At 73.4% G+C, this 19630-nt stretch carries 17 protein-coding genes; 11 read left to right on the top strand and 6 right to left on the bottom strand.

The window, feature by feature from the left end:
• Positions 1–107: 107 nt before the first annotated feature.
• Positions 108–1580 (bottom strand): NAD-dependent malic enzyme, encoded by a 1473-nt coding sequence (locus ACFYPD_RS14125; RefSeq protein ID WP_387112812.1) that lies wholly within the window; start codon positions 1578–1580, stop codon positions 108–110.
• Between the two features lie 196 nt (positions 1581–1776).
• Here ACFYPD_RS14125 and hflX point away from each other — a divergent pair, with 196 nt between their 5' ends.
• Both hflX and ACFYPD_RS14115 read left to right on the top strand, forming a co-directional pair.
• Entirely contained in the window at positions 1777–3240 is a 1464-nt protein-coding gene (gene hflX, locus ACFYPD_RS14120) for a GTPase HflX (protein ID WP_387112810.1), read from the top strand.
• 50 nt (positions 3241–3290) lie between these two features.
• Positions 3291–4892, top strand: a complete 1602-nt coding sequence (locus tag ACFYPD_RS14115) for a hypothetical protein (protein WP_387112808.1) — start codon at positions 3291–3293, stop codon at positions 4890–4892.
• 57 nt (positions 4893–4949) lie between these two features.
• On the opposite strand, the gene lexA is transcribed toward ACFYPD_RS14115, so the two are convergent.
• Positions 4950–5732, bottom strand: a complete 783-nt coding sequence (gene lexA, locus ACFYPD_RS14110; protein WP_387112807.1) for a transcriptional repressor LexA — start codon at positions 5730–5732, stop codon at positions 4950–4952.
• 544 nt (positions 5733–6276) lie between these two features.
• Here lexA and nrdR point away from each other — a divergent pair.
• From nrdR to ACFYPD_RS14090, 4 genes are all read left to right on the top strand, one after another.
• The gene (gene nrdR / locus ACFYPD_RS14105; RefSeq protein ID WP_387112805.1) at positions 6277–6771 is read left to right on the top strand and encodes a transcriptional regulator NrdR; all 495 of its coding nucleotides are present in this window, start codon (positions 6277–6279) and stop codon (positions 6769–6771) included.
• A 35-nt stretch (positions 6772–6806) separates the two neighbouring features.
• On the top strand, positions 6807–9698 hold the full coding sequence (locus ACFYPD_RS14100) for a vitamin B12-dependent ribonucleotide reductase (protein ID WP_387112803.1): 2892 nt from the start codon (positions 6807–6809) through the stop codon (positions 9696–9698).
• Between the two features lie 133 nt (positions 9699–9831).
• Positions 9832–10764 (top strand): DUF2332 domain-containing protein, encoded by a 933-nt coding sequence (locus ACFYPD_RS14095; RefSeq protein WP_387112802.1) that lies wholly within the window; start codon positions 9832–9834, stop codon positions 10762–10764.
• Positions 10765–10801: 37 nt separating this feature from the next.
• Positions 10802–11518 (top strand): nucleotidyltransferase domain-containing protein, encoded by a 717-nt coding sequence (locus ACFYPD_RS14090; RefSeq protein WP_387113393.1) that lies wholly within the window; start codon positions 10802–10804, stop codon positions 11516–11518.
• A gap of 181 nt (positions 11519–11699) precedes the next feature.
• Here the strand turns inward: ACFYPD_RS14090 and ACFYPD_RS14085 are convergent, their stop codons facing one another.
• The 3 genes from ACFYPD_RS14085 to ACFYPD_RS14075 all read right to left on the bottom strand — a co-directional run bounded on the left by ACFYPD_RS14085 (position 11700) and on the right by ACFYPD_RS14075 (position 14647).
• The gene (locus tag ACFYPD_RS14085) at positions 11700–12920 is read right to left on the bottom strand and encodes an RNA polymerase sigma factor (RefSeq protein ID WP_387113391.1); all 1221 of its coding nucleotides are present in this window, start codon (positions 12918–12920) and stop codon (positions 11700–11702) included.
• Between the two features lie 32 nt (positions 12921–12952).
• Entirely contained in the window at positions 12953–13294 is a 342-nt protein-coding gene (locus ACFYPD_RS14080) for a YciI family protein (protein WP_355055756.1), read from the bottom strand.
• Positions 13295–13390: 96 nt separating this feature from the next.
• Complete coding sequence (locus ACFYPD_RS14075; protein ID WP_387112800.1) at positions 13391–14647, bottom strand: MFS transporter; 1257 nt, start codon at positions 14645–14647, stop codon at positions 13391–13393.
• A gap of 182 nt (positions 14648–14829) precedes the next feature.
• On the opposite strand from ACFYPD_RS14075, the gene ACFYPD_RS14070 reads away from it, so the two are divergent.
• From ACFYPD_RS14070 to ACFYPD_RS14060, 3 genes are all read left to right on the top strand, one after another.
• Positions 14830–15807, top strand: coding sequence for an asparaginase (locus ACFYPD_RS14070; RefSeq protein WP_387112798.1), 978 nt, complete (start codon positions 14830–14832; stop codon positions 15805–15807).
• Between the two features lie 35 nt (positions 15808–15842).
• Positions 15843–16085, top strand: a complete 243-nt coding sequence (locus ACFYPD_RS14065; protein ID WP_387112796.1) for a DUF5522 domain-containing protein — start codon at positions 15843–15845, stop codon at positions 16083–16085.
• A gap of 86 nt (positions 16086–16171) precedes the next feature.
• Complete coding sequence (locus ACFYPD_RS14060) at positions 16172–16720, top strand: hypothetical protein (protein ID WP_387112794.1); 549 nt, start codon at positions 16172–16174, stop codon at positions 16718–16720.
• Between the two features lie 27 nt (positions 16721–16747).
• On the opposite strand, the gene ACFYPD_RS14055 is transcribed toward ACFYPD_RS14060, so the two are convergent.
• Positions 16748–17434, bottom strand: coding sequence for a metal-dependent transcriptional regulator (locus ACFYPD_RS14055; protein WP_387112792.1), 687 nt, complete (start codon positions 17432–17434; stop codon positions 16748–16750).
• 97 nt (positions 17435–17531) lie between these two features.
• Here ACFYPD_RS14055 and ACFYPD_RS14050 point away from each other — a divergent pair, with 97 nt between their 5' ends.
• Together ACFYPD_RS14050 and ACFYPD_RS14045 are read left to right on the top strand one after the other, a co-directional pair.
• The gene (locus ACFYPD_RS14050) at positions 17532–18374 is read left to right on the top strand and encodes a sulfurtransferase (RefSeq protein WP_387112790.1); all 843 of its coding nucleotides are present in this window, start codon (positions 17532–17534) and stop codon (positions 18372–18374) included.
• A gap of 63 nt (positions 18375–18437) precedes the next feature.
• Positions 18438–19619 carry an acetoin utilization protein AcuC gene (locus ACFYPD_RS14045; RefSeq protein WP_387112788.1) on the top strand — a complete coding sequence of 394 codons (1182 nt, stop codon included), beginning with the start codon at positions 18438–18440 and terminating at the stop codon, positions 19617–19619.
• Positions 19620–19630: the final 11 nt, after the last annotated feature.

Below are 19630 nucleotides of genomic sequence, written 5' to 3'. Positions count from 1 at the left end.
CCCCTTGCTGCTGTTGATCAAGAGGTTTGCGTCAGGAACGGGCCCGCCCACGACGCAAACTTCTTGATCAACGCCGCCGGGCCCCGGTCGCCGAGGTGTTGGTTCGGTCAGGGGGTGGCGCTGGCGTTGGCCGCGATTTCGGGGAGGTCGGCCGGGCCCGGGTCGGCGGCCGGCGGGGGCGTCGTGGCCGGGTTCTGGGCGGCGGCGCGGACGGCGGCGGCGACGGCCGGGGCGACCCGCGAGTCGAAGACGCTGGGCACGATCACCGTCGGGTTGATCTTGTCTTCGCCGACCACGTCCGCGATGGCCCGGGCCGCCGCGATCGCCATCTCCTCGGTGAACTCCTCGGCGTGCGCGTCGAGCATGCCGCGGAAGACGCCCGGGAAGGCGAGCACGTTGTTGATCTGGTTCGGCTGGTCGGACCGGCCGGTGGCGACCACCGCGGCGTACTTGCGGGCCTCCCGCGGGTCCACCTCCGGGTCGGGGTTGGCCAGCGCGAAGACGATGGCGTCCTTGGCCATGGTGGCGATGTCGTCGCCGGTGAGCAGGTTCGGCGCGCTCACCCCGATGAACACGTCCGCGCCGCGGACCGCGCCGGGCAGGTCGCCGGAGTAGTTCTCCTTGTTGGTGTGCTCGGCCAGCCACTGCCAGGCCGGGTTGAGGTCGGGCAGCCCGCGGTGCAGGGCGCCCTGCCGGTCGTACGCGATGATGTCGCCCACGCCCTGCCGCAGCAGCAGCTTCATGATCGCGGTGCCGGCCGCGCCGGCGCCGGAGACGACGACGCGGACGTCCGAGAGGTGCTTGCCGACCACCCGCAGCGCGTTGGTCAGCGCGGCCAGCACGCAGATCGCGGTGCCGTGCTGGTCGTCGTGGAAGACCGGGATGTCCAGCGCCTCGCGCAGCCGGGCCTCGATCTCGAAGCAGCGCGGCGCGGCGATGTCCTCCAGGTTGATGCCCCCGTACGCCGGCGCGATCGCCTTGACGATCTGCACGATCTCGTCGGTGTCCTGGGTGTCCAGCACCACCGGCCAGGCGTCCACCCCGCCGAAGCGCTTGAACAGCGCCGCCTTGCCCTCCATCACCGGCAGCGAGGCGGCCGGCCCGAGGTTGCCCAGGCCGAGCACGGCGGAGCCGTCGCTGACCACGGCGACCGTGTTGCGCTTGATGGTGAGCCGGCGGGCGTCGGCCGGGTTCTCGGCGATCGCCATGCAGACCCGGGCCACCCCGGGGGTGTACGCGCGGGACAGCTCGTCGCGGGTGCGCAGCGCGACCTTCGAGCTGACCTCGATCTTGCCGCCCAGGTGCAGCAGGAACGTCCGGTCGGAGACCTTGCGGACGTCCACCCCGTCGAGCGCGGTCAGCGCGTCGACCACCTGGTCGGCGTGGTTCGAGTCGGCGGTGTCGCAGGTGAGGTCGACGATCACGTGGGCCGGGTCGGAGTCGACCACGTCCAGTGCGGTGACGATGGCGCCGGCCTCGCCCGCCGCGGTGGTCAGCCGCCCGATGGAGGAGGCGTCCGCGGGTACCGCGATCCGGATCGTGATCGAGAATCCGGCACTCGGCAGTCGGGTGTTGGCCACGAATAACTCCTCCGTCAGCGCTGAGCGGCTCGCCTGGCATTTCTACTCGCCCGCCCAGGTGGGCCGGCATCCGACCCCGCTACCGGTTAGTAGCGCCACGGGCATATAGCGGGTGCGTCCGGCGTTGGTACGTGTCAGGATGCTCATGCGAACGGGAAGTGCCCCGGCAAGCGACATAACGGACAGGAGTCGCGGTTTGCGAGACCAGGAGACCTTCCTTACCTACGAGGACGACGAGCTCGACGCCACCACCGGCGAGTTCGAGCTGTCGGAGCGGCAGGCGCTGCGGCGGGTCCCCGGCCTCTCCACCGAGCTCAGCGACATCACCGAGGTCGAATACCGCCAGCTCCGGCTGGAGCGGGTCGTCCTCGTGGGCGTCTGGACCGAGGGGACCCAGGTCGACGCCGACAACAGCCTCACCGAACTGGCGGCGCTGGCCGAGACGGCCGGCTCGCAGGTGCTCGAGGGGCTGATCCAGCGGCGCAACCGGCCGGACCCGGCCACGTACATCGGTCGGGGCAAGGTCGAGGACCTGAGCGCGGTGGTGCTCGCCACCGGCGCCGACACGGTCATCTGCGACGGTGAGCTCTCCCCGTCGCAGCTGCGCAACCTGGAGCAGCGCACCAAGGTCAAGGTGGTCGACCGCACCGCACTGATCCTCGACATCTTCGCCCAGCACGCCAAGAGTCGCGAGGGCAAGGCGCAGGTCGAGCTGGCGCAGCTCGAATACCTGCTGCCGCGACTGCGTGGTTGGGGCGAGACGCTCTCCCGGCAGACCGGTGGTAGCGGCCGCGGCGGTGGCGCCGGCGGCGGCGTGGGCCTGCGCGGTCCCGGTGAGACCAAGCTCGAAACCGACCGGCGCCGGATCCGGCACCGCATCGCGCGGCTGCGCCGCGAGATCAAGAGCATGACGACGGTACGCCAGACCAAGCGTGCCCGCCGATCCCGCAACGCGGTGCCCGCGGTGGCCATCGCCGGCTACACCAACGCCGGCAAGTCCAGCCTGCTCAACCGCCTCACCGGGGCGGGCGTGCTGGTGGAGAACGCGCTGTTCGCCACCCTGGACCCGACCACCCGCCGGGCCACCACCTCCGACGGCCGGCTCTACACCCTCTCCGACACGGTCGGGTTCGTCCGGCACCTGCCGCACCAGATCGTCGAGGCGTTCCGCTCGACGCTGGAGGAGGTCGCCGACGCCGACCTGGTGGTGCACGTGGTCGACGGCACCCACCCGGACCCGGAGGAGCAGGTCCGGGCGGTCCGCGAGGTGCTCGCCGAGGTGGGCGCCGACCGGCTGCCCGAGCTGCTGGTGGTCAACAAGATCGACGCCGCCGACGAGGAGACGCTGCTGCGGCTCAAGCGCCTCTGGCCGGAGGCGGTCCTCGTCTCCGCGTACAGCGGGCGCGGGGTCGACGGCCTGCGCGAGGCGATCGAGCAGCGGCTGCCGCGGCCGGCCGTCGAGGTCCGGGCGGTGCTCCCGTACGACCGGGGCGACCTGGTGGCCCGGGTGCACCGGCAGGGCGAGGTGCTGAGCACCGCGCACCTGCCTGAGGGCACGCTGCTGCACGTCCGGGTGCGCGAGGCGCTGGCCGCCGAGCTCGTGCCGTACCGGGCCGGAGACCGGCTCACCAGCGACGAGCCGGTGGCCGCCGGGCGGTGAGCCGTCCGGCGTCACCCGCCGGAAACGCGGGCCGTGCGACACTTGGCGCCATGCGGCACGCTGTCTCCTCGGTCACGATCGCGCTGAGCCTCGTCGGCGCGGTCGTGGCACCGGCCGGGCTCGCCCTGGCGGCTCCCGCCGCGGCCCCCGTGCTGGCTGCGGCTCCCAAGAAGAAGTGCACCGTCGACGACAAGCGACTCCGGGAGCTGTCCGGCCTCGTGGCCACCAGCACCGGCTACGTCGTGATCAACGACGGCACCGAGGACGAGAGCCGCAAGCGGGTCTTCTTCCTCGACACGAAGTGCGAGATCGCCAAGGACCCGGTCCGATACTCGGGCTCCGGGCCCTTCGACACCGAGGACCTCGCCGTCGGGCCGGACAAGAAGACGCTCTTCATCGCCGACACCGGCGACAACGTCGAGGCCAAGACCCGGCGGGAGCGGGTCGCGGTCTGGACCATGCCGCTGAACGGGTCGAAGCAGCCGGTGCTGCACCGGCTGAGCTACCCCGGCAAGGAGCCGCACGACGCCGAGGCGCTGCTCGTGGGCGACGACAACCTGCCGCTGGTCATCACCAAGGACCTGTCCGGCAAGTCCGAGATCTTCACGCCGACGGTCAAGCTGAAGGCCAGCGGTGACCTCGAGGCCATCCCGATGAAAAAGGTCGGCGAGGTCACCCTGCCCAAGACCAACACCGAGAACAAGCTGGGCGGCCCCGGCCGACTGCTGGTCACGGGCGCGGCCCGCTCGCCCGACGGCGGCAGGGTGGTGCTGCGCACCTACGGCGACGCCTTCGAGTTCGATGTGACCGGTGGCAACATCGTCGGCGCGCTGGCCACCGGCAAGCCCCGGGTCACGCCCCTCGCGGACCCGTTCGGCGAGGCCATCTCCTACACGCCGGACGGCAAGTCCTTCGTCACCGTCTCCGACGGCGGCCTCCTGGACGCCGCGGACCCGATCGACGTGCTCAGCTACACCCCGGCCACCACCGGGGTCGAGGCGCTGCCCAACGCCGGCAAGGACGTGACCAAGCCGGCCGCCGAGAAGTCCTGGATCGAGGGGCTCAGCCTCGACGAGATCACGTACCTCATCGCGGCGGTGGGCGTGGTCGGCGCGCTCCTGGTCGGCGCGGGCATCTTCGGCATCCTGCGGGCCCGGCGCAAGCCGGCGCCGCCCGCCGCGCCGACCGACGAGCGCGGCGACGAGTTCCCGGGCAACCCCGGCTATCCGCCGGGCAACCGGCCCGACGCCCCGCCGCGCGGCGGGGTCTACGGCGGCGGTGGCGGCCAGGGCGGGGTCTACGGCGGCGCCCCGGCGAACGGCGGCCGCCCGGGCGGCGGTGTCTACGGCGGTGGCCGTCCGCAGGGCGGCGGCGGTCGCGGGGGCGCGGTCTACGGCGGCGGCCCGCAGGGCGGTGGTCGCCCTCCGGGTGGCGGCGTCTACGGCGGCGGCTCCCCGGGCGGTGGCGGCTACGGCGGTGCCCGGCCGGGCGGCGGCGGAGGCTACGGCCCCGGCCGGGCCGAACCGCCGCGCCGCGAGCCCGACCACCGGGACCCGCGCGACGGCCGCCGCGACGGCGGTTACGGCGGCGGGGGCCAGCAGTACGGCCACGTCTCCGGCGGCGGCCGGGATTACCGGGGCGACCGCTACTGAGCACACGAGAAAAGGGGGTGACCGCCGAGACCGGCGGTCACCCCCTTTCGTGTCGTCTCAGATGCGGCGGAGCACGGCGACCACGCGACCCATGATGGTGGCGTCGTCACCGGGGATCGGGTCGAAGGCCGGGTTCTGCGGCATCAGCCAGACGTGCCCGTCGCGCCGCCGGTAGGTCTTCACGGTCGCCTCGCCGTCGAGCATGGCCGCCACGATGTCGCCGACCTCGGCGGTCGGCTGCTGCCGGACCACCACCCAGTCGCCGTCGCAGATCGCCGCGTCGAGCATCGAGTCGCCCTTGACCTGGAGCATGAAGACCTCGCCCTCACCGACCAGTTCGCGGGGGAGGGGAAAGATGTCCTCCACCGCCTGCTCGGCGAGGATCGGGCCACCGGCGGCGATCCGGCCCAGCATCGGCACGTAGGCGGGTGCGGGGCGCTGGGCCCGGGCCGCCTCGTCGTCGACGTCGGCGGGGGCGCGGACGTCCACGGCGCGGGGCCGGTTGGGGTCGCGGCGCAGGAAGCCCTTCTTCTCCAACTCCTTGAGCTGGTAGGCGACGCTCGACGGGGAGACCAGGCCGACCGCCTCGCCGATCTCGCGCACGCTCGGCGGGTAGCCGTGGCGCTCCACCCAGGTGCGGATGAACTCCAGGATCCGGCGCTGCCGGGCCGTGAGGTCGACCGTCGTGGGGTCGGGGAAGCTGCTGACCACCGGGGTGACCGGACGGACGGCGGGCTGGGACGCCCGGCTGCGCGCGGTGCGGGGTCGACGGGTCGCCGGCGGACCCGCCCCGTCGATCGGCTGCGGGTTCTTCTGCCGGCTGGCCCGGTCCTCGGTCACGTCCGTCCTCCCTGGTCGGCGCTGGGTGCCTCGTCGGCTCGTGGTGCGTGCTCAGGCGGTGCTGTCGACCGGTCCGGCGGAATCCGCCGCGCCCGGTCGTTGTTGACCGTATAGGTGAGATCGGCCATTTTCAAACATCTGTACGACGTGTTGTCGGCGTGTCGCGCCGGAATCCTGGATTTCCGAACGCCTGTTCTGATAAATGGTACGTCGCTCTCGAACGAATGTTCTATCCCGGCGTCCCGTGACCCCGGCGGTCGCCGGCCGTTGGGTTCCTCGGTACGGCGGGGACGAGGTGGCACGGGTGAGTGATTCTGACGACGCGCCGGACACGCCGGCCAACTTGACCTCGCTAGGGCGACGGCATACGGTCGACCCCTAGATGTTGTGGTTACATGGGCGTAAGTCGCCTACAGGTTGGGTCCGGTTACCGACCGCACTCCCGTACCGTCGGCCCGGCGGCGACCACCGAGAGGTGGTGCCGCCGCGGTGACGCGTGCCCGGAGGCGGCCGGCGGGCCGCGGTCGATGAAGGAGGTCAGGCGATGCGGTGTCCGTACTGCCGGCACGCCGACTCTCGGGTGGTCGACTCGCGGGAGGCCGACGACGGCCAGCTCATCCGGCGGCGGCGGTCCTGCCCGGAGTGCGGCAAGCGGTTCACCACCGTCGAGGAGGCGGTGCTCGCGGTGGTCAAGCGCAGCGGGGTGACCGAGCCGTTCAGCCGCATCAAGATCATCGGCGGGGTGCGCAAGGCGTGCCAGGGCCGGCCGGTCGACGACGACTCCATCGCGCTGCTCGCGCAGAAGGTCGAGGAGACCGTCCGGGCCAAGGGGGCCGCCGAGATCCCCAGCCACGAGGTCGGGCTGGCCATCCTCGGGCCGCTGCGCGACCTCGACGAGGTGGCCTACCTGCGGTTCGCCAGCGTCTACCGCTCCTTCGACTCGCTCGCCGACTTCGAGCGCGAGATCGAGACGCTGCGGGCCGCCGCGCGCGCCCGGGAGGGCGCCGGGGCGGTCGGGGCCGCCGGCGCGACCAGTTGAGTTCTCACGAATTTCTGACAGTTTGACGACGCGCGGTGGGTGACCGCGCTGACGAGGGGGGCGAGGGCGTGACGACCAGCAAGTCACGGAACAAGGCCGGGACCGGGCTGAAGATCGAGCGCGTCTGGACGACCGAGGGGGTGCATCCCTACGACGAGGTCGCCTGGGAGCGCCGCGACGTCGTGATGACGAACTGGCGGGACGGTTCGATCAACTTCGAGCAGCGCGGGGTGGAGTTCCCCGAGTCCTGGTCGGTCAACGCGGCCAACATCGTGACCACCAAGTACTTCCGGGGCGCGGTGGGGACCCCGGAACGGGAGTGGTCGCTGCGGCAACTCATCGACCGGGTGGTCGCCACCTACCGCACCGCCGGTGAGGAGTACGGCTACTTCGCCACCCCGGCCGACGCGGAGGTCTTCGCGCACGAGCTGACCTGGATGCTGCTGCACCAGGTGTTCAGCTTCAACTCGCCGGTCTGGTTCAACGTCGGCACGCCGTCGCCGCAGCAGGTCAGCGCCTGCTTCATCCTGGCCGTCGACGACTCCATGGACTCGATCCTCGACTGGTACAAGGAGGAGGGGCTGATCTTCAAGGGCGGCTCCGGCTCCGGCGTCAACCTGTCCCGGATCCGCTCCTCCAGGGAGCTGCTCTCCTCCGGCGGCAACGCGTCCGGCCCGGTCAGCTTCATGCGCGGCGCGGACGCCAGCGCGGGGACCATCAAGTCCGGCGGCGCCACCCGGCGGGCGGCCAAGATGGTCATCCTCGACGTGGACCACCCGGACATCCAGGAGTTCGTGGTCACCAAGGCGCGCGAGGAGGACAAGATCCGCGCGCTGCGGGACGCCGGCTTCGACATGGACCTGGGTGGCGCCGACATCGTCAGCGTGCAGTACCAGAACGCCAACAACTCGGTCCGGGTCTCCGACGAGTTCATGACCGCGGTGCAGAACGGCGGCGGCTTCGACCTGCGCGGCCGGCTCGACGGCCAGGTCATCGAGACGATCGACGCCAAGAAGCTGTTCCGCAGCATCTCCCAGGCGGCCTGGGAGTGCGCCGACCCCGGCCTGCAGTACGACGACACCATCAACGACTGGCACACCTGCCCGGAGACCGGGCGGATCACCGCGTCGAACCCGTGCTCGGAATACCTGCACCTGGACAACTCCTCGTGCAACCTGGCCTCGCTGAACCTCATGAAGTTCATGCGCGCCGACGGCGGCTTCGAGGTGGAGAAGTTCGTCAAGTCGGTCGAGTTCGTCATCACCGCGATGGACATCTCGATCTGCTTCGCCGACTTCCCGACCGAGAAGATCGGTGAGACCAGCCGCGCCTACCGGCAGCTCGGCATCGGCTACGCCAACCTGGGCGCGCTGCTGATGGCCTCCGGCCTGCCGTACGACTCGGAGCAGGGCCGGGAGGTCGCCGCGGCGATCACCTCGCTGATGACCGGCACCGCCTACCGCCGCTCGGCCGAGCTGGCCGGCGTCGTCGGCCCGTACGACGGCTACGCCCGCAACGCGGAGCCGCACAAGCGGGTCATGCGCAAGCACGCCGCCGCCAACGACGCCATCAAGCCGACCGGCACCGTAGCCACCGCCGTCCAGCGCGAGGCCACCAAGCAGTGGACGCTCGGCAACAAGATCGGTGACAAGAACGGCTGGCGCAACTCGCAGGCCAGCGTCCTCGCGCCGACCGGCACCATCGGCTTCATGATGGACTGCGACACCACCGGCGTGGAGCCGGACCTGGCGCTGGTCAAGTTCAAGAAGCTGGTCGGCGGCGGCTCGATGCAGATCGTCAACCAGACCGTGCCGCGCGCGCTGCGCAGCCTCGGCTACCCCGAGGAGCAGGTCGAGGCGATCGTCGAGCACATCGCCGACCACGGCCACGTGGTGGACGCCCCGGGCCTCAAGCCGGAGCACTACCCGGTCTTCGACTGCGCCATGGGGGAGCGGTCGATCGCCCCGATGGGCCACGTGCGCATGATGGCGGCGATCCAGCCGTTCGTCTCCGGCGCCATCTCCAAGACGGTCAACATGCCCGAGCAGGCCACCGTCGAGGACGTCGAGAAGATCTACTTCGAGGGCTGGAAGCTCGGCCTCAAGGCGCTGGCGATCTACCGGGACAACTGCAAGGTCGGCCAGCCGCTCTCGGTGGCCACGTCCAACAAGACCGCCGCCGAGACCCAGGCCCCAGCTGCCCAGGTCGAGAAGGTCGTGGAGAAGGTCGTCGAGTACCGACCGGTCCGCAAGCGCCTGCCGAAGAAGCGCCCGTCGGAGACCATCTCGTTCTCGGTCGGCGGCGCGGAGGGCTACCTCACCGCCTCGTCGTACCCGGACGACGGCCTCGGCGAGGTCTTCCTCAAGATGTCGAAGCAGGGCTCGACCCTGGCCGGCGTGATGGACGCCTTCTCGGTGGCCATCTCCATCGGTCTCCAGTACGGCGTCCCGCTGGAGACGTACGTCAGCAAGTTCACCAACATGCGCTTCGAGCCGGCCGGCATGACCGACGACCCGGACGTGCGGATGGCGGCCTCGGTGATGGACTACATCTTCCGTCGCCTGGCCCTGGACTTCCTGCCGTACGAGCGCCGCGCTGAGCTGGGCATCTTCACGGCCAAGGAGCGGGCCGCCCAGCTCGCGGCCGAGGCGGAGGCGGAGGCGAGCGGTGCGGACCTCACCGCGATGGCCGCCTCCGCCCCGGTCGAGGCGCCCGAGCCGAAGGCGGTCGTCCAGCCGAAGCAGGAGGTCGCGGACGTCGCCGCCGTCAAGCCGGCGCCGTCGGTGGGCTCCAGCACCGAACTGCTGGAGGCCGTGATCGGCAAGGCCGCGGACGCGCCGCTCTGCTTCACCTGCGGCACGAAGATGCGGCCGGCCGGTAGCTGCTACGTCTGCGAGGGCTGCGGCTCCACCAGCGGCTGCAGCTGACGCACGACCGCTCGCGAGCGCGGCAGGGATTCCCCTGCCGCGCTCGCGGCTTTAAGGACGCGGCCCGCTGAAGCGACGCAGCTCACGCCCTCGGCGCAACTCCGTCACGGCGTCCGGCTGGGATGCTCGGGCCATGACCACTGCGGACCGCTACGTCGCCTTCGCCCGAGAGGCGCGCGGGGTGTCGTCGGCGTACGAGCGGCTGTCGGAGGCGGTCGCCCGTGACGACGAGCTGCTGGCACGGATCGACACCCTGCCGTCGGCGAAGCGCCAGCCCAACCTGCTCTTCGCCGTGGTCCGGCTGCTCGGCGGCCCGGTCACGGATCCGGCCGCCTTCCGCGGGTACGCGCTGGCGAACTGGGCGGCGATCGAGGCGGAGATGCGGGTCCGGGCCACCCAGACGAACGAGCCGGGCCGGTGTGCCGTACTCCTGCCGGTGCTGGCATCGCTGCCCCAGCCGCTCGCCCTGCTGGAGGTCGGCGCGTCCGCGGGCCTGTGTCTCTACCCCGACCGATACGCCTACCGCTACGGCGACCACCGGGTCGGCACGGGCGAGCCGGTCCTCGACTGCGCGATCAGCGGGACGGCCGCGCCGGCCCGCCGGCCCGAGGTGGTGTGGCGGGCCGGCCTGGACCTCAACCCGCTCGATGTGGCCGACCCGGCGGACGTGGCGTGGCTGGACGCGCTCATCTGGCCGGAGCACGAGCATCGCCGAGAGCGGCTGCGGGCGGCGGCCGCCGTCGCCGCGGCCGACCCGCCGCGGCTGGTCCAGGGTGACCTGGTGGACGACCTGCCGGCGCTGGCCGCGCGGGCGCCCCGGGACGCGACCCTGGTGGTGTTCCACACCTCGGTGCTGTACCAGGTGCCGCCACCGCGGCGGGAGGCGTTCGCCGAGGTCGTACGCGGGCTGCGCGGGCACTGGATCGCCAATGAGGACCCCGACGTGCTGCCGTACCCCGCGCTGCCGGAGCCGCCGCCCGACGGGTTCCACAACGTGCTGGCGCTGGACGGGACGCCGCTGGCCTGGAACCGGGGCCACGGCCAGGCCCTCACCTGGTTCGGGTAGGGCTCGTGCCGAGGCGAGGGGAGAGGTCGTGGTGAGGTTGCCGGCCGTCGACGAGTTCGCCGGTGAACTCGCGGCGCTCGGCTGGGTCACCGACCTGCTGGTCGCGGGATCGCTCGCGACCGGTGACCATCTCCCCGGGGTCAGCGACCTCGACCTGGTCGCCGTGACCGACGGCCGGGTCGACGCCGCCCGGCAGGCGACCCTCTCCGCCGTGCACCGGCGGCTCGACGCGGGCGCCGCCGCGGGCCTGCACCTGGGCTGCGTCTACGTCGACGCCGCCACCGTCCCCGACGTTCACCTGCGGCATCCGACGTGGACACACGGCCAACTCGTCCAGCGCATCCTGTCCGGCATCACCCGGGCCGAGCTGGCGCGGCACGGGTACGCCGTCTTCGGTCGTCCGCCGCGCGAGGTCATCCCGCCGATGAGCGACGACGACGTACGGGCCGCCGCCCGGGCGGAACTCACCGGCTACTGGGCCTGGGCCACCCGTCGACCGTGGCTGTGGCTGGATCCTGCCCTCGCCGACCTGGGGCTCACCTCGATGGCCCGCGGCCGGCACGCGCTCCGCCACGGCACCCTGCTCACCAAGAGCCGCGCCGTCGCGGAGGCCGCCGCCCCGGCCTGGCTGATCGCTCAGTTGGCCGCCCGGCGCCGGGGGGAGCCGGTCACCTCGCCCCGGATCCGCACCGCCCTGATCGCCTGGCGGGACGCCCGCCGCACGGTGCGTCGGGCCCGCCAGCGGATCACCTAGGCGCCTCTGCACCGCCTTCTGGCCCTTGCCCGTCCGGCCAGGAGCGACCGTGGGGGCCAAGCGCGCGTGCGCCCGGGACGAGGACCTGTGCGACGCCTTGGCCCGGGAGCCCTCCGGATACCCGCCGAGCGATGCCTTTGCCGCGTCGATGGCTACGGGGCGGCGGGCATCAACTTCATGATCAACGGGGCGGGGTGAGCGAGGCGAGGCGGGAGGTGAGGAAGGCGCGTTCCGCCTCGTTGTCGACCAGGTCCAGCGCCGCCCGGTACGCCTCGGCCGCCTCGGCGTCGCGGTCGAGGCGGCGGAGCAGGTCGGCGCGGATCGCCGGCAGGTAGTGGTAGCCGACCAGGTGGGGGTCGGCGGCCAGCGCGTCGACCTCGGCCAGGGCCGTGGCCGGTCCGTCGACCATGGACACCGCCACCGCCCGGTTCAGCGCCACCACCGGGGACGGCCAGCGCTTCAACAGCTCGTCGTAGAGGCGGACGACCTGGGGCCAGTCGGTGGCGGCGTAGCTGGGGGCGAGCGCGTGCAGGGAGGCGATGGCGGCCTGGAGGGCGTACCGGCCGACCCGGCCGGTGCGAAACGCGCCCAGGACCAACTGGTTGCCCTCGGCGATGGCGGCCCGGTCCCAGCGGGACCGGTCCTGTTCCTCCAGCACCAGCAGCCGGCCGTCGGGATCGGCGCGGGTGGCCCGGCGGGCGTCGGTGAGCAGCAGCAGGGCGAGCAGGCCACGGACCTCCGGCTCGTCGGGCATCAGGGCGAGCAGCATCCGGGTCAGGTGCACCGCCCGGTCGACCAGGTCGGCGCGGACCAGGTCGGCGCCGGTCGGCGCGGTGTGCCCGGTGGTGAAGAGCAGGTGGATCACGGTGAGCACGGCATCGAGCCGTTCGGGCAGCTCGGCGGCCTCCGGCACCCGGTACGGGATCCGGGCCGCGGCGATCTTCTTCTTGGCCCGGGTCACCCGGGCCGCCATGGTCGTCTCGGTGACCAGGAACGCCCGGGCGATGTCGCCGGTGGCCACCCCGCAGACCAGGCGCAGGGTCAGCGCCACCTGGGCCTCCCGGGCCAGCGCCGGGTGGCAGCAGGTGAAGACCAGCCGCAGCCGGTCGTCGGGGACCGCATCCCCGCCGGGCTCCTCCGCCATCTCGGCCTCCGCCGGCTCGACGAGCAGGGGCATCTTCGACCGGAACACCTTCTCCCGGCGCAGCACGTCGAGCGCCTTACGCTTCGCGGTGGCGGTCAGCCAGGCGCCCGGCTTGTCGGGTACGCCGTCCCGCGCCCACGCGGCCAGCGCGGCCAGGTAGGCGTCCTGCACGCACTCCTCGGCCACGTCGAGGTCACCGGCGACGCGCGCCGTCGCGGCGAGCACGAAGGCCCACTCGCGACGGTGCGCGTCCACCACGGCGCGTTCGGCGGCGACCGTAGCGGCGTCGCTCACTCGGCCGGCGGCTGGAAGAGCGGCCGGACCTCGACGCCGCCGTCGATGGTGGCCGGGTTCAGCTTGGCGATCTTCAGGGCCACGTCCAGGTCGGGCGCCTCCAGGATGAAGAACCCGGCGACGACCTCCTTGGCCTCGATGAACGGGCCGTCGGTGACCACGTCGCCGCGGATCGCCGTGGCGGTGGTGCTCGGCTGGAGCGCGAACCCCGTGAGGATCTGCCCGCCCAGCTCGGTGACCTGGTCGCCGTACCGCTCCAGCAGGGCCACGTAGTCCGGGGTCAGGTCCATCGGGTCGGCCGGCGCGGGCGAGTAGACGAGGACTGCGTACTGGGCCATGGGTCTCTCCTCGGGTTGTCGTTTCCTCTTCCGCCTCACCGACGGACGGGCGCGGCCGGATTCGACAGCGGCCCGGAGAAAAATCCTGCCTCTTTTTCAGGACGTCGCGAAGTCCCGCATCCGGCGCAGCGGCGAAAAGATCACGAACAGCGCCGCGCTCCACATGCCGAGCACGCAGACCAGCAGCGCCGGGCGCAGCCCGAGCCGGGTGCCGAGAGCGCCGCCGAGCAGGGCGCCGAGCGGGATCGCGCCGTAGCAGATCCACAGGAACGCGGCGTTGACCCGGCCGAGCAGCCGGGCCGGGGTGACCCGCTGCCGGTACGACATGGCGGCCACGTTGAACAGCACCGCGTTGGCCGCGAACGCAGCCGTGCCGACCGCGTAGAGCAGGGCGCCCCAGCCCGGCCGGGCCAGCGGCATGAGCAGGTAGAGCGGGCCGGGCACGGCCATCGACACCCAGATGGTCCGGGCGCCGCCGAGCAGCGCGGTCACCCGTCCGGCCAGCACCCCGGCCAGCAGGCCGCCCACCGAGCCCAGGCTGAACAGGAGGCCGATGGTGGCCGGGGTGGCGTGCAGCACCCGCAGCAGGTAGGGCACCTCGATGGCGCGGGTGGCCATGACGAAGAAGTTCGAGGTGGCGGTGCAGGCGAGCACCAGGGCGAGGATCCGCTGCCGGCGGATGAAGCCGAGCCCCTCGGTCAGCGCCGCCCGGACCGGCACCCGGCCCTCGGCGCGGGATGCCGGGCGGTGCCGCACCAGCAGCAGCGTGACCGCGCTGGCCAGGAAGCTGGCCGCGTCCGCGACGAAGGTCCGGGCCGCGCCGAGCAGCCCGACGAGCACGCCGCCGACGCTCGGCCCGGCCAGGTGGGCCAGGTTCTCGCTCACCTCCAGGCGCGCGTTGGCCGAGGTCAACTGCTCCGGCGGGACGAGCGCGGGCAGCAGGCTCCGGTACGCCACCGTGAACGCCACGGTCAGCACGCCGGAGAGCCCGACCACCGCGTACAGGAAGGCCAGCGTGAGGTGGCCGACCAGGGCGACCACCGGCACCGACAGCAGCAGCGCCGCGCGACCCAGGTCACACGCGACCATCAGCCGCCGCTGGTCGACCCGGTCGGCCAGCATCCCGGCCGGCAACGAGAAGATCAGGTACGGCAGCCAGGCCAGGACGGTGAGCAGGGAGATCTGGAAGACGGTGGCGTCGAGCACGTCCGCGGCGAGCAGCGGCACCGCCACCCCGGAGACCCGGGTGCCCACCTCGCTGACCGTCTGGCCGCTCCACAGCAGCAGGAAGTTCCGGCTCCGCCACAGCGAGGTGCGGGTTCCGGTCGTCGGGGGCGTCAGTTGCTGGGTCACCGCTCGGGCCTGTCCGTCGGGGTCACGGGTGTGCGACCCGGCACGGTATCCCGCCGGCCCGCCGCCGGGCACGGCATTTCACGCGGGGCCGGCCGGCGACTAGGGTCGGCTTTCATGATCGAACCGAGCCGGCTCACCGAGGCCGGGCCGCAGGCGTTCGTGCTCGCCGAGAGGCCGGTCCGGTGACCGTCGCGCTGTTCACCCTGGGCGGCACGATCGCCATGGCCGGCACGAGAGCGCAGGGAGTGGTCAGCCGGCTCACCGGCGCCGACCTCACGGCCGCCGTTCCCGGGCTCGCCGACATCCCGCTCGACGTGCGGGACGTCGAGGCGGTGCCCAGCGCCGCGCTGACGTACCGGCAGATCCTGGACCTGGTGGACGCGGCCGGCGCGGCGGTCGCCGAGGGCGCGACCGGCGCGGTGGTGACCCAGGGCACCGACACCCTGGAGGAGACCGCCTTCCTGGCCGACCTGGTCTGGCCGCACCCGGCGCCGCTCGTGTTCACCGGCGCGATGCGCAACCCCACCCTGGCCGGCCCGGACGGCCCGGCCAACCTGCTCGCCGCCGTCCGGGTCGCCGCCGCGCCGGCCGCGCGGCACCTCGGGGTGCTGGTGGCGTTCAACGACGAGGTCCACGCCGCCCGCTTCGTCCGCAAGACCCACAGCACGAGTACGGCCACCTTCGCCTCGCCCAACGCGGGCCCGCTCGGGCACGTCATCGAGGGCCAGGTACGCCTGCTCACCCGCCCGCCCCGGCACGCTCCGCTGCCGCCGGTGGACCGCGACCGGCTGGCCGCCACCCGGGTGGCGCTGCACACCGTCACCCTCGACGACGACCCGGCGCTGCTCGACGCGCTCGCCCCGGGCCTGGACGGGCTGGTGGTGGCCGGCTTCGGGGTGGGGCACGTGCCGCCGGACTTCGCCCCGGCGCTGGGCGAGCTGGCCGCGCGGATGCCGGTGGTGCTCGCCTCCCGGACCGGGGCCGGGTCGGTGCTGCGGAACACCTACGGCGCGGTCGGCTCGGAGACGGACCTGCGGCGGCGCGGGCTGATCTGCGGCGGGCTGCTCGACCCGTACAAGGCCAAGGTGCTACTGAGGCTGCTGCTGGCCGGCGGCGCGACCCGCCCGGCGCTCACCGAGGCGTTCGACCGGCACGGCTGAACCGGCGCTCAGGGCGGCCTCCGTAGACTCGCGCGGTGACCGGAGAGCGACGACCCCTGGCGGACCGGCCGTTGACCGAGCCGCACCCGTCGCGGCTGTCGCCCGAGCACCCCGACCGGGAGCGGATCCTGGCCGCGCACACCGCGGCCCTGGCCGCCGGTGAGCCCGGCTACCTGGACCCGGCGAGCGGACTGTTCGTGCTCAGCGCCGGTTTCCTGGCCCGCCGCGGCACGTGCTGCGGGCGAGGATGCCGGCACTGTCCGTATGTGGATGGTTGAGGACTTCCGTCCCCGGCGGGCAGCCCGTACGGTTTCCGACGGACATCCGGCGGGCCGCCCCCGCCGACGACTGCGGAGGTCTCCACGTGCGCGCCCGGACCTGGCTGGCCGCTTCGGCCGTACTGCTGACCGCCGGCTGCGCCGCCGAGGCCACGCCGGTGGCGGTGCCGGCGGGGGAGCCGAGGGCGGTCGAGGTTGCCGCCGCCTCGTCGGGCGGGGCGTGCCGGCTGCTCGACTTCGCGGTGATCGCCAAGCACACGGGCGGCAGGTTCGACGTGGCCGCCGCCATGGACAAGGGCGACACGCACACCTGTGTGGTCCGGGCCGAGCAGGCCGTGCTGCCGGAGCTGACCCTCACGGTGACCGACACGTCGATCGACACGTCGACCTTCACCCTCGACGTACTGCCGCGGGGCGCCAAGAAGGTGACCAAGCTCGGGAAGATCGCCTACCGGCACACGCTGCCGAAGACCGCGAAGAGCGGCCCGGCGGCGGAGGTGGGCTGGCTGGCCGGCGAGGGACGGCTGGCCACGCTGCGCTGGACCAGCCCGCGCGGCACCGCCACGGCCGAGGCCGACAAGGCGGCCGGCAAGCTGGTCACCCTCGCCAAGGTGATCGACACCCGGCAGCTCTGACCGCCGGGCGGGGCCGGGCCGGGCGGGTCAGTGGGCGGCGACGAACACCCGGGAGGCCACCTCGCGGGGCAGCCGGACCCGGTCGCCGGAGCGGTCGATGGAGACGCCGTCGCGTTCCTGGGCCACAGTCACCGTGGCGCCCGGGTCGACGCCCGCCGCGTGCAGTTGCCGGAGGACGTCGGCGTCGGTCTGCACGCTCTCGCAGATCCGCCGCACCACGACCGGCCCGGAGAGGCCCGGGAAGGCCAGGTTGCGCTCGCCCTCCGCGGTCTCGGCCTCGCGCAGGCCCGGGTCGCCCAGCTCCTCCAGGCCCGGGATCGGGTTGCCGTAGGGGGAGCGGGTCGGGCGGTTGAGCAGGTCGTAGACCCGCTTCTCCACCGCGTCGCTCATCACGTGCTCCCACCGGCAGGCCTCCTCGTGGGCCTCCTCGTAGGGCATCCCGATCACGTTCACGAGCAGCAGCTCGGCGAGCCGGTGCTTGCGCATGACCGAAACGGCCGAGGTGCGGCCCTGCGCGGTGAGCATCAGGTGGCGGTCGCCCTCGACGGTGAGCAGGCCGTCCCGCTCCATCCGGGCCACGGTCTGGCTGACGGTGGGACCACTCTGCTTCAGCCGCTCCGCGATCCGCGCACGCAGCGGCGGCACCCCCTCCTCTTCCAGCTCGAGGATGGTGCGCAGGTACATCTCGGTCGTGTCGACCAGGTCATGCTTCACGTCAGCGGCCTCCCGGCGTTCGATGCTACCCCGGACCCCCGACGATCCACGGACGCCGAACCGGGAGGTCGCTGTCCGGATGGTGTTGACTGGACGCATGTCCGGAACCGAAGACCTGCTGGTCGAGCCCGACCGGCTCGCCGCCGAGCTCGACCGCGCCGACCCGCCCACCCTGCTCGACGTCCGCTGGCGGCTCGCCGGGCCGCCCGGCCGGGAGGACTACCTGGCCGGTCACCTGCCCGGCGCGGTCTTCGTCGACCTGGACACCGACCTCTGCGGCCGGCCGGGCGCCGCCGGCCGGCACCCGCTGCCCGACCCCGCCGCGCTTGAGGCCGCGCTGCGGGCCGCCGGCGTCCGCGCCGGGCACCCCGTGGTGGTGTACGACGGCGGCGACGGCATGTCGGCCGCCCGCGCCTGGTGGACCCTGCGCTGGGCCGGCCACCGGGCGGTCCGGGTGCTGCACGGTGGCTTCCCGGCCTGGATCGCGGCCGGCGGGCCCGTCTCCACCGAGGCGCCGGCGCCCGCGCGCGGGGACGTGACGGTCACCCCGGGTGAGCTGCCGGTGCTGGACGCGGGGGAGGCCGCCCGGCTGGCCGCCGTCGACGCCGGGGTGCTGCTCGACGTGCGGGCCGCCCCGCGCTACCGGGGCGAGACCGAGCCGATCGACCCGGTCGCCGGGCACGTCCCGGGGGCGGTCAACCTGCCCGCCCCGGAGTACGTCAGCGAGGGGCACTTCCCCACCGCCGAGGCGCTGCGCGAACGGTTCGCCGCCGCCGGGGTGGCCGAGGGGGCGCCGGTCGGCGCGTACTGCGGCTCGGGGGTGACCGCGGCCCAGGCGGTCCTGGCGCTGCACCTGGCCGGCCGCCCCGACGCCGCCCTGTACGTCGGCTCGTGGAGCAACTGGGTGGCCGACCCGGACCGTCCGGTCGCCACCGGGTAGACACCCGGCCGCTGCGCCGCGCGCGCGATGGGCCGGCCCAGGCCCGCGTGCGACGATGACCCCATGGCCGACGACACGGTGGTGGTGTGGGACGAGGCCCTGCTCCGGTACGACATGGGCGACCATCCCCTCGACCCGGTGCGGGTCGAGTTGACCATGGCGCTCGCCCGCGAGCTGGGGGTGCTGGACCGGCCCGGGGTCCGGCTGGTGAAGCCGGAGCCGGCCGACGACGCGCTGCTGACCCGGGTGCACGACCCGCGCTACGTGGAGGCCGTGCGGGCCGCGCCCCGGGACCCGCTCTTCGCCGGCTTCGGCCTCGGCACCTCGGACAACCCCGTCTTCGACGGCATGCACGAGTCGAGCGCGCTGATCGCCGGGGCGAGCGTGGCCGCCGCCGAGGCGGTCTGGCGCGGCGACGCCCGGCGGGCGGTCAACGTGGCCGGCGGGCTGCACCACGCCATGCCGGCCCGGGCCTCCGGGTTCTGCGTCTACAACGACCCGGCGGTGGCCATCGCCCGCCTGCTCGACCTGGGCGCGGAGCGCATCGCGTACGTGGACGTGGACGTGCACCACGGCGACGGGGTGCAGGAGATCTTCTACCGGGACCCGCGGGTGCTCACGGTCAGCCTGCACGAGACCCCGCTCGCGCTCTTTCCCGGCACCGGGTTCCCCGACGAGACCGGCGGCCCGGGCGCGGAGGGGTCGGCGGTCAACGTGCCGCTGCCGCCGGGGGTCGGCGACCCGGGCTGGCAGCGCGCGTTCCACGCGATCGTGCCGTCGGTGCTGCGGACGTTCCGGCCGCAGGTGCTCATCACCCAGTGCGGGGCGGACGGGCACCGGCTGGACCCCCTGGCCGACCTGCACCTCTCCGTCGACGGCCAGCGGGCCACCTACCGGGCGCTGCGCGCGCTCGCCGACGAGCTGTGCGACGGGCGCTGGGTGGCCTTCGGCGGCGGCGGGTACGCGCTGGTCGAGGTGGTGCCGCGGGCCTGGACGCACCTGCTCGCGGTGGCCACCGGGGAGCCGCTCGACCCGGCCACCCTCACCCCGCCGGGCTGGCGGGAACTGGCGGCGCGACGGCGGCCCGGGCACGAGGTGCCGCTGCGGATGACCGACGACGTCGACCCGGCGTACCAGCCGTGGCAGCCGAGCGGCGAGCCGAGCGCCGTCGACCGCGCCATCGCGGCGTCCCGCAAGGCGGTCTTCCCGCTGCACGGGCTCGACCCCCACGACCCGCGCGACTGATCCGCGGGTGG

This window comes from Micromonospora sp. NPDC005299 (assembly GCF_042872345.1).
In the GTDB taxonomy this organism is placed as follows: Bacteria; Actinomycetota; Actinomycetes; order Mycobacteriales; family Micromonosporaceae; genus Micromonospora.
The sequence above is the reverse complement of the archived record's forward strand: the minus strand, read 5'-3'. Positions and strand labels throughout refer to the sequence as shown.

Coding starts and splice junctions, on each gene's coding strand:
- ACFYPD_RS14045 (WP_387112788.1), top strand. CDS start 18,438: ATGGCCGACGACACGGTGGTGGTGTGGGACGAGGCCCTGCTCCGGTAC.
- nrdR (WP_387112805.1), top strand. CDS start 6,277: ATGCGGTGTCCGTACTGCCGGCACGCCGACTCTCGGGTGGTCGACTCG.
- ACFYPD_RS14080 (WP_355055756.1), bottom strand. CDS start 13,294: ATGGCCCAGTACGCAGTCCTCGTCTACTCGCCCGCGCCGGCCGACCCG.
- ACFYPD_RS14095 (WP_387112802.1), top strand. CDS start 9,832: ATGACCACTGCGGACCGCTACGTCGCCTTCGCCCGAGAGGCGCGCGGG.
- ACFYPD_RS14115 (WP_387112808.1), top strand. CDS start 3,291: ATGCGGCACGCTGTCTCCTCGGTCACGATCGCGCTGAGCCTCGTCGGC.
- ACFYPD_RS14050 (WP_387112790.1), top strand. CDS start 17,532: ATGTCCGGAACCGAAGACCTGCTGGTCGAGCCCGACCGGCTCGCCGCC.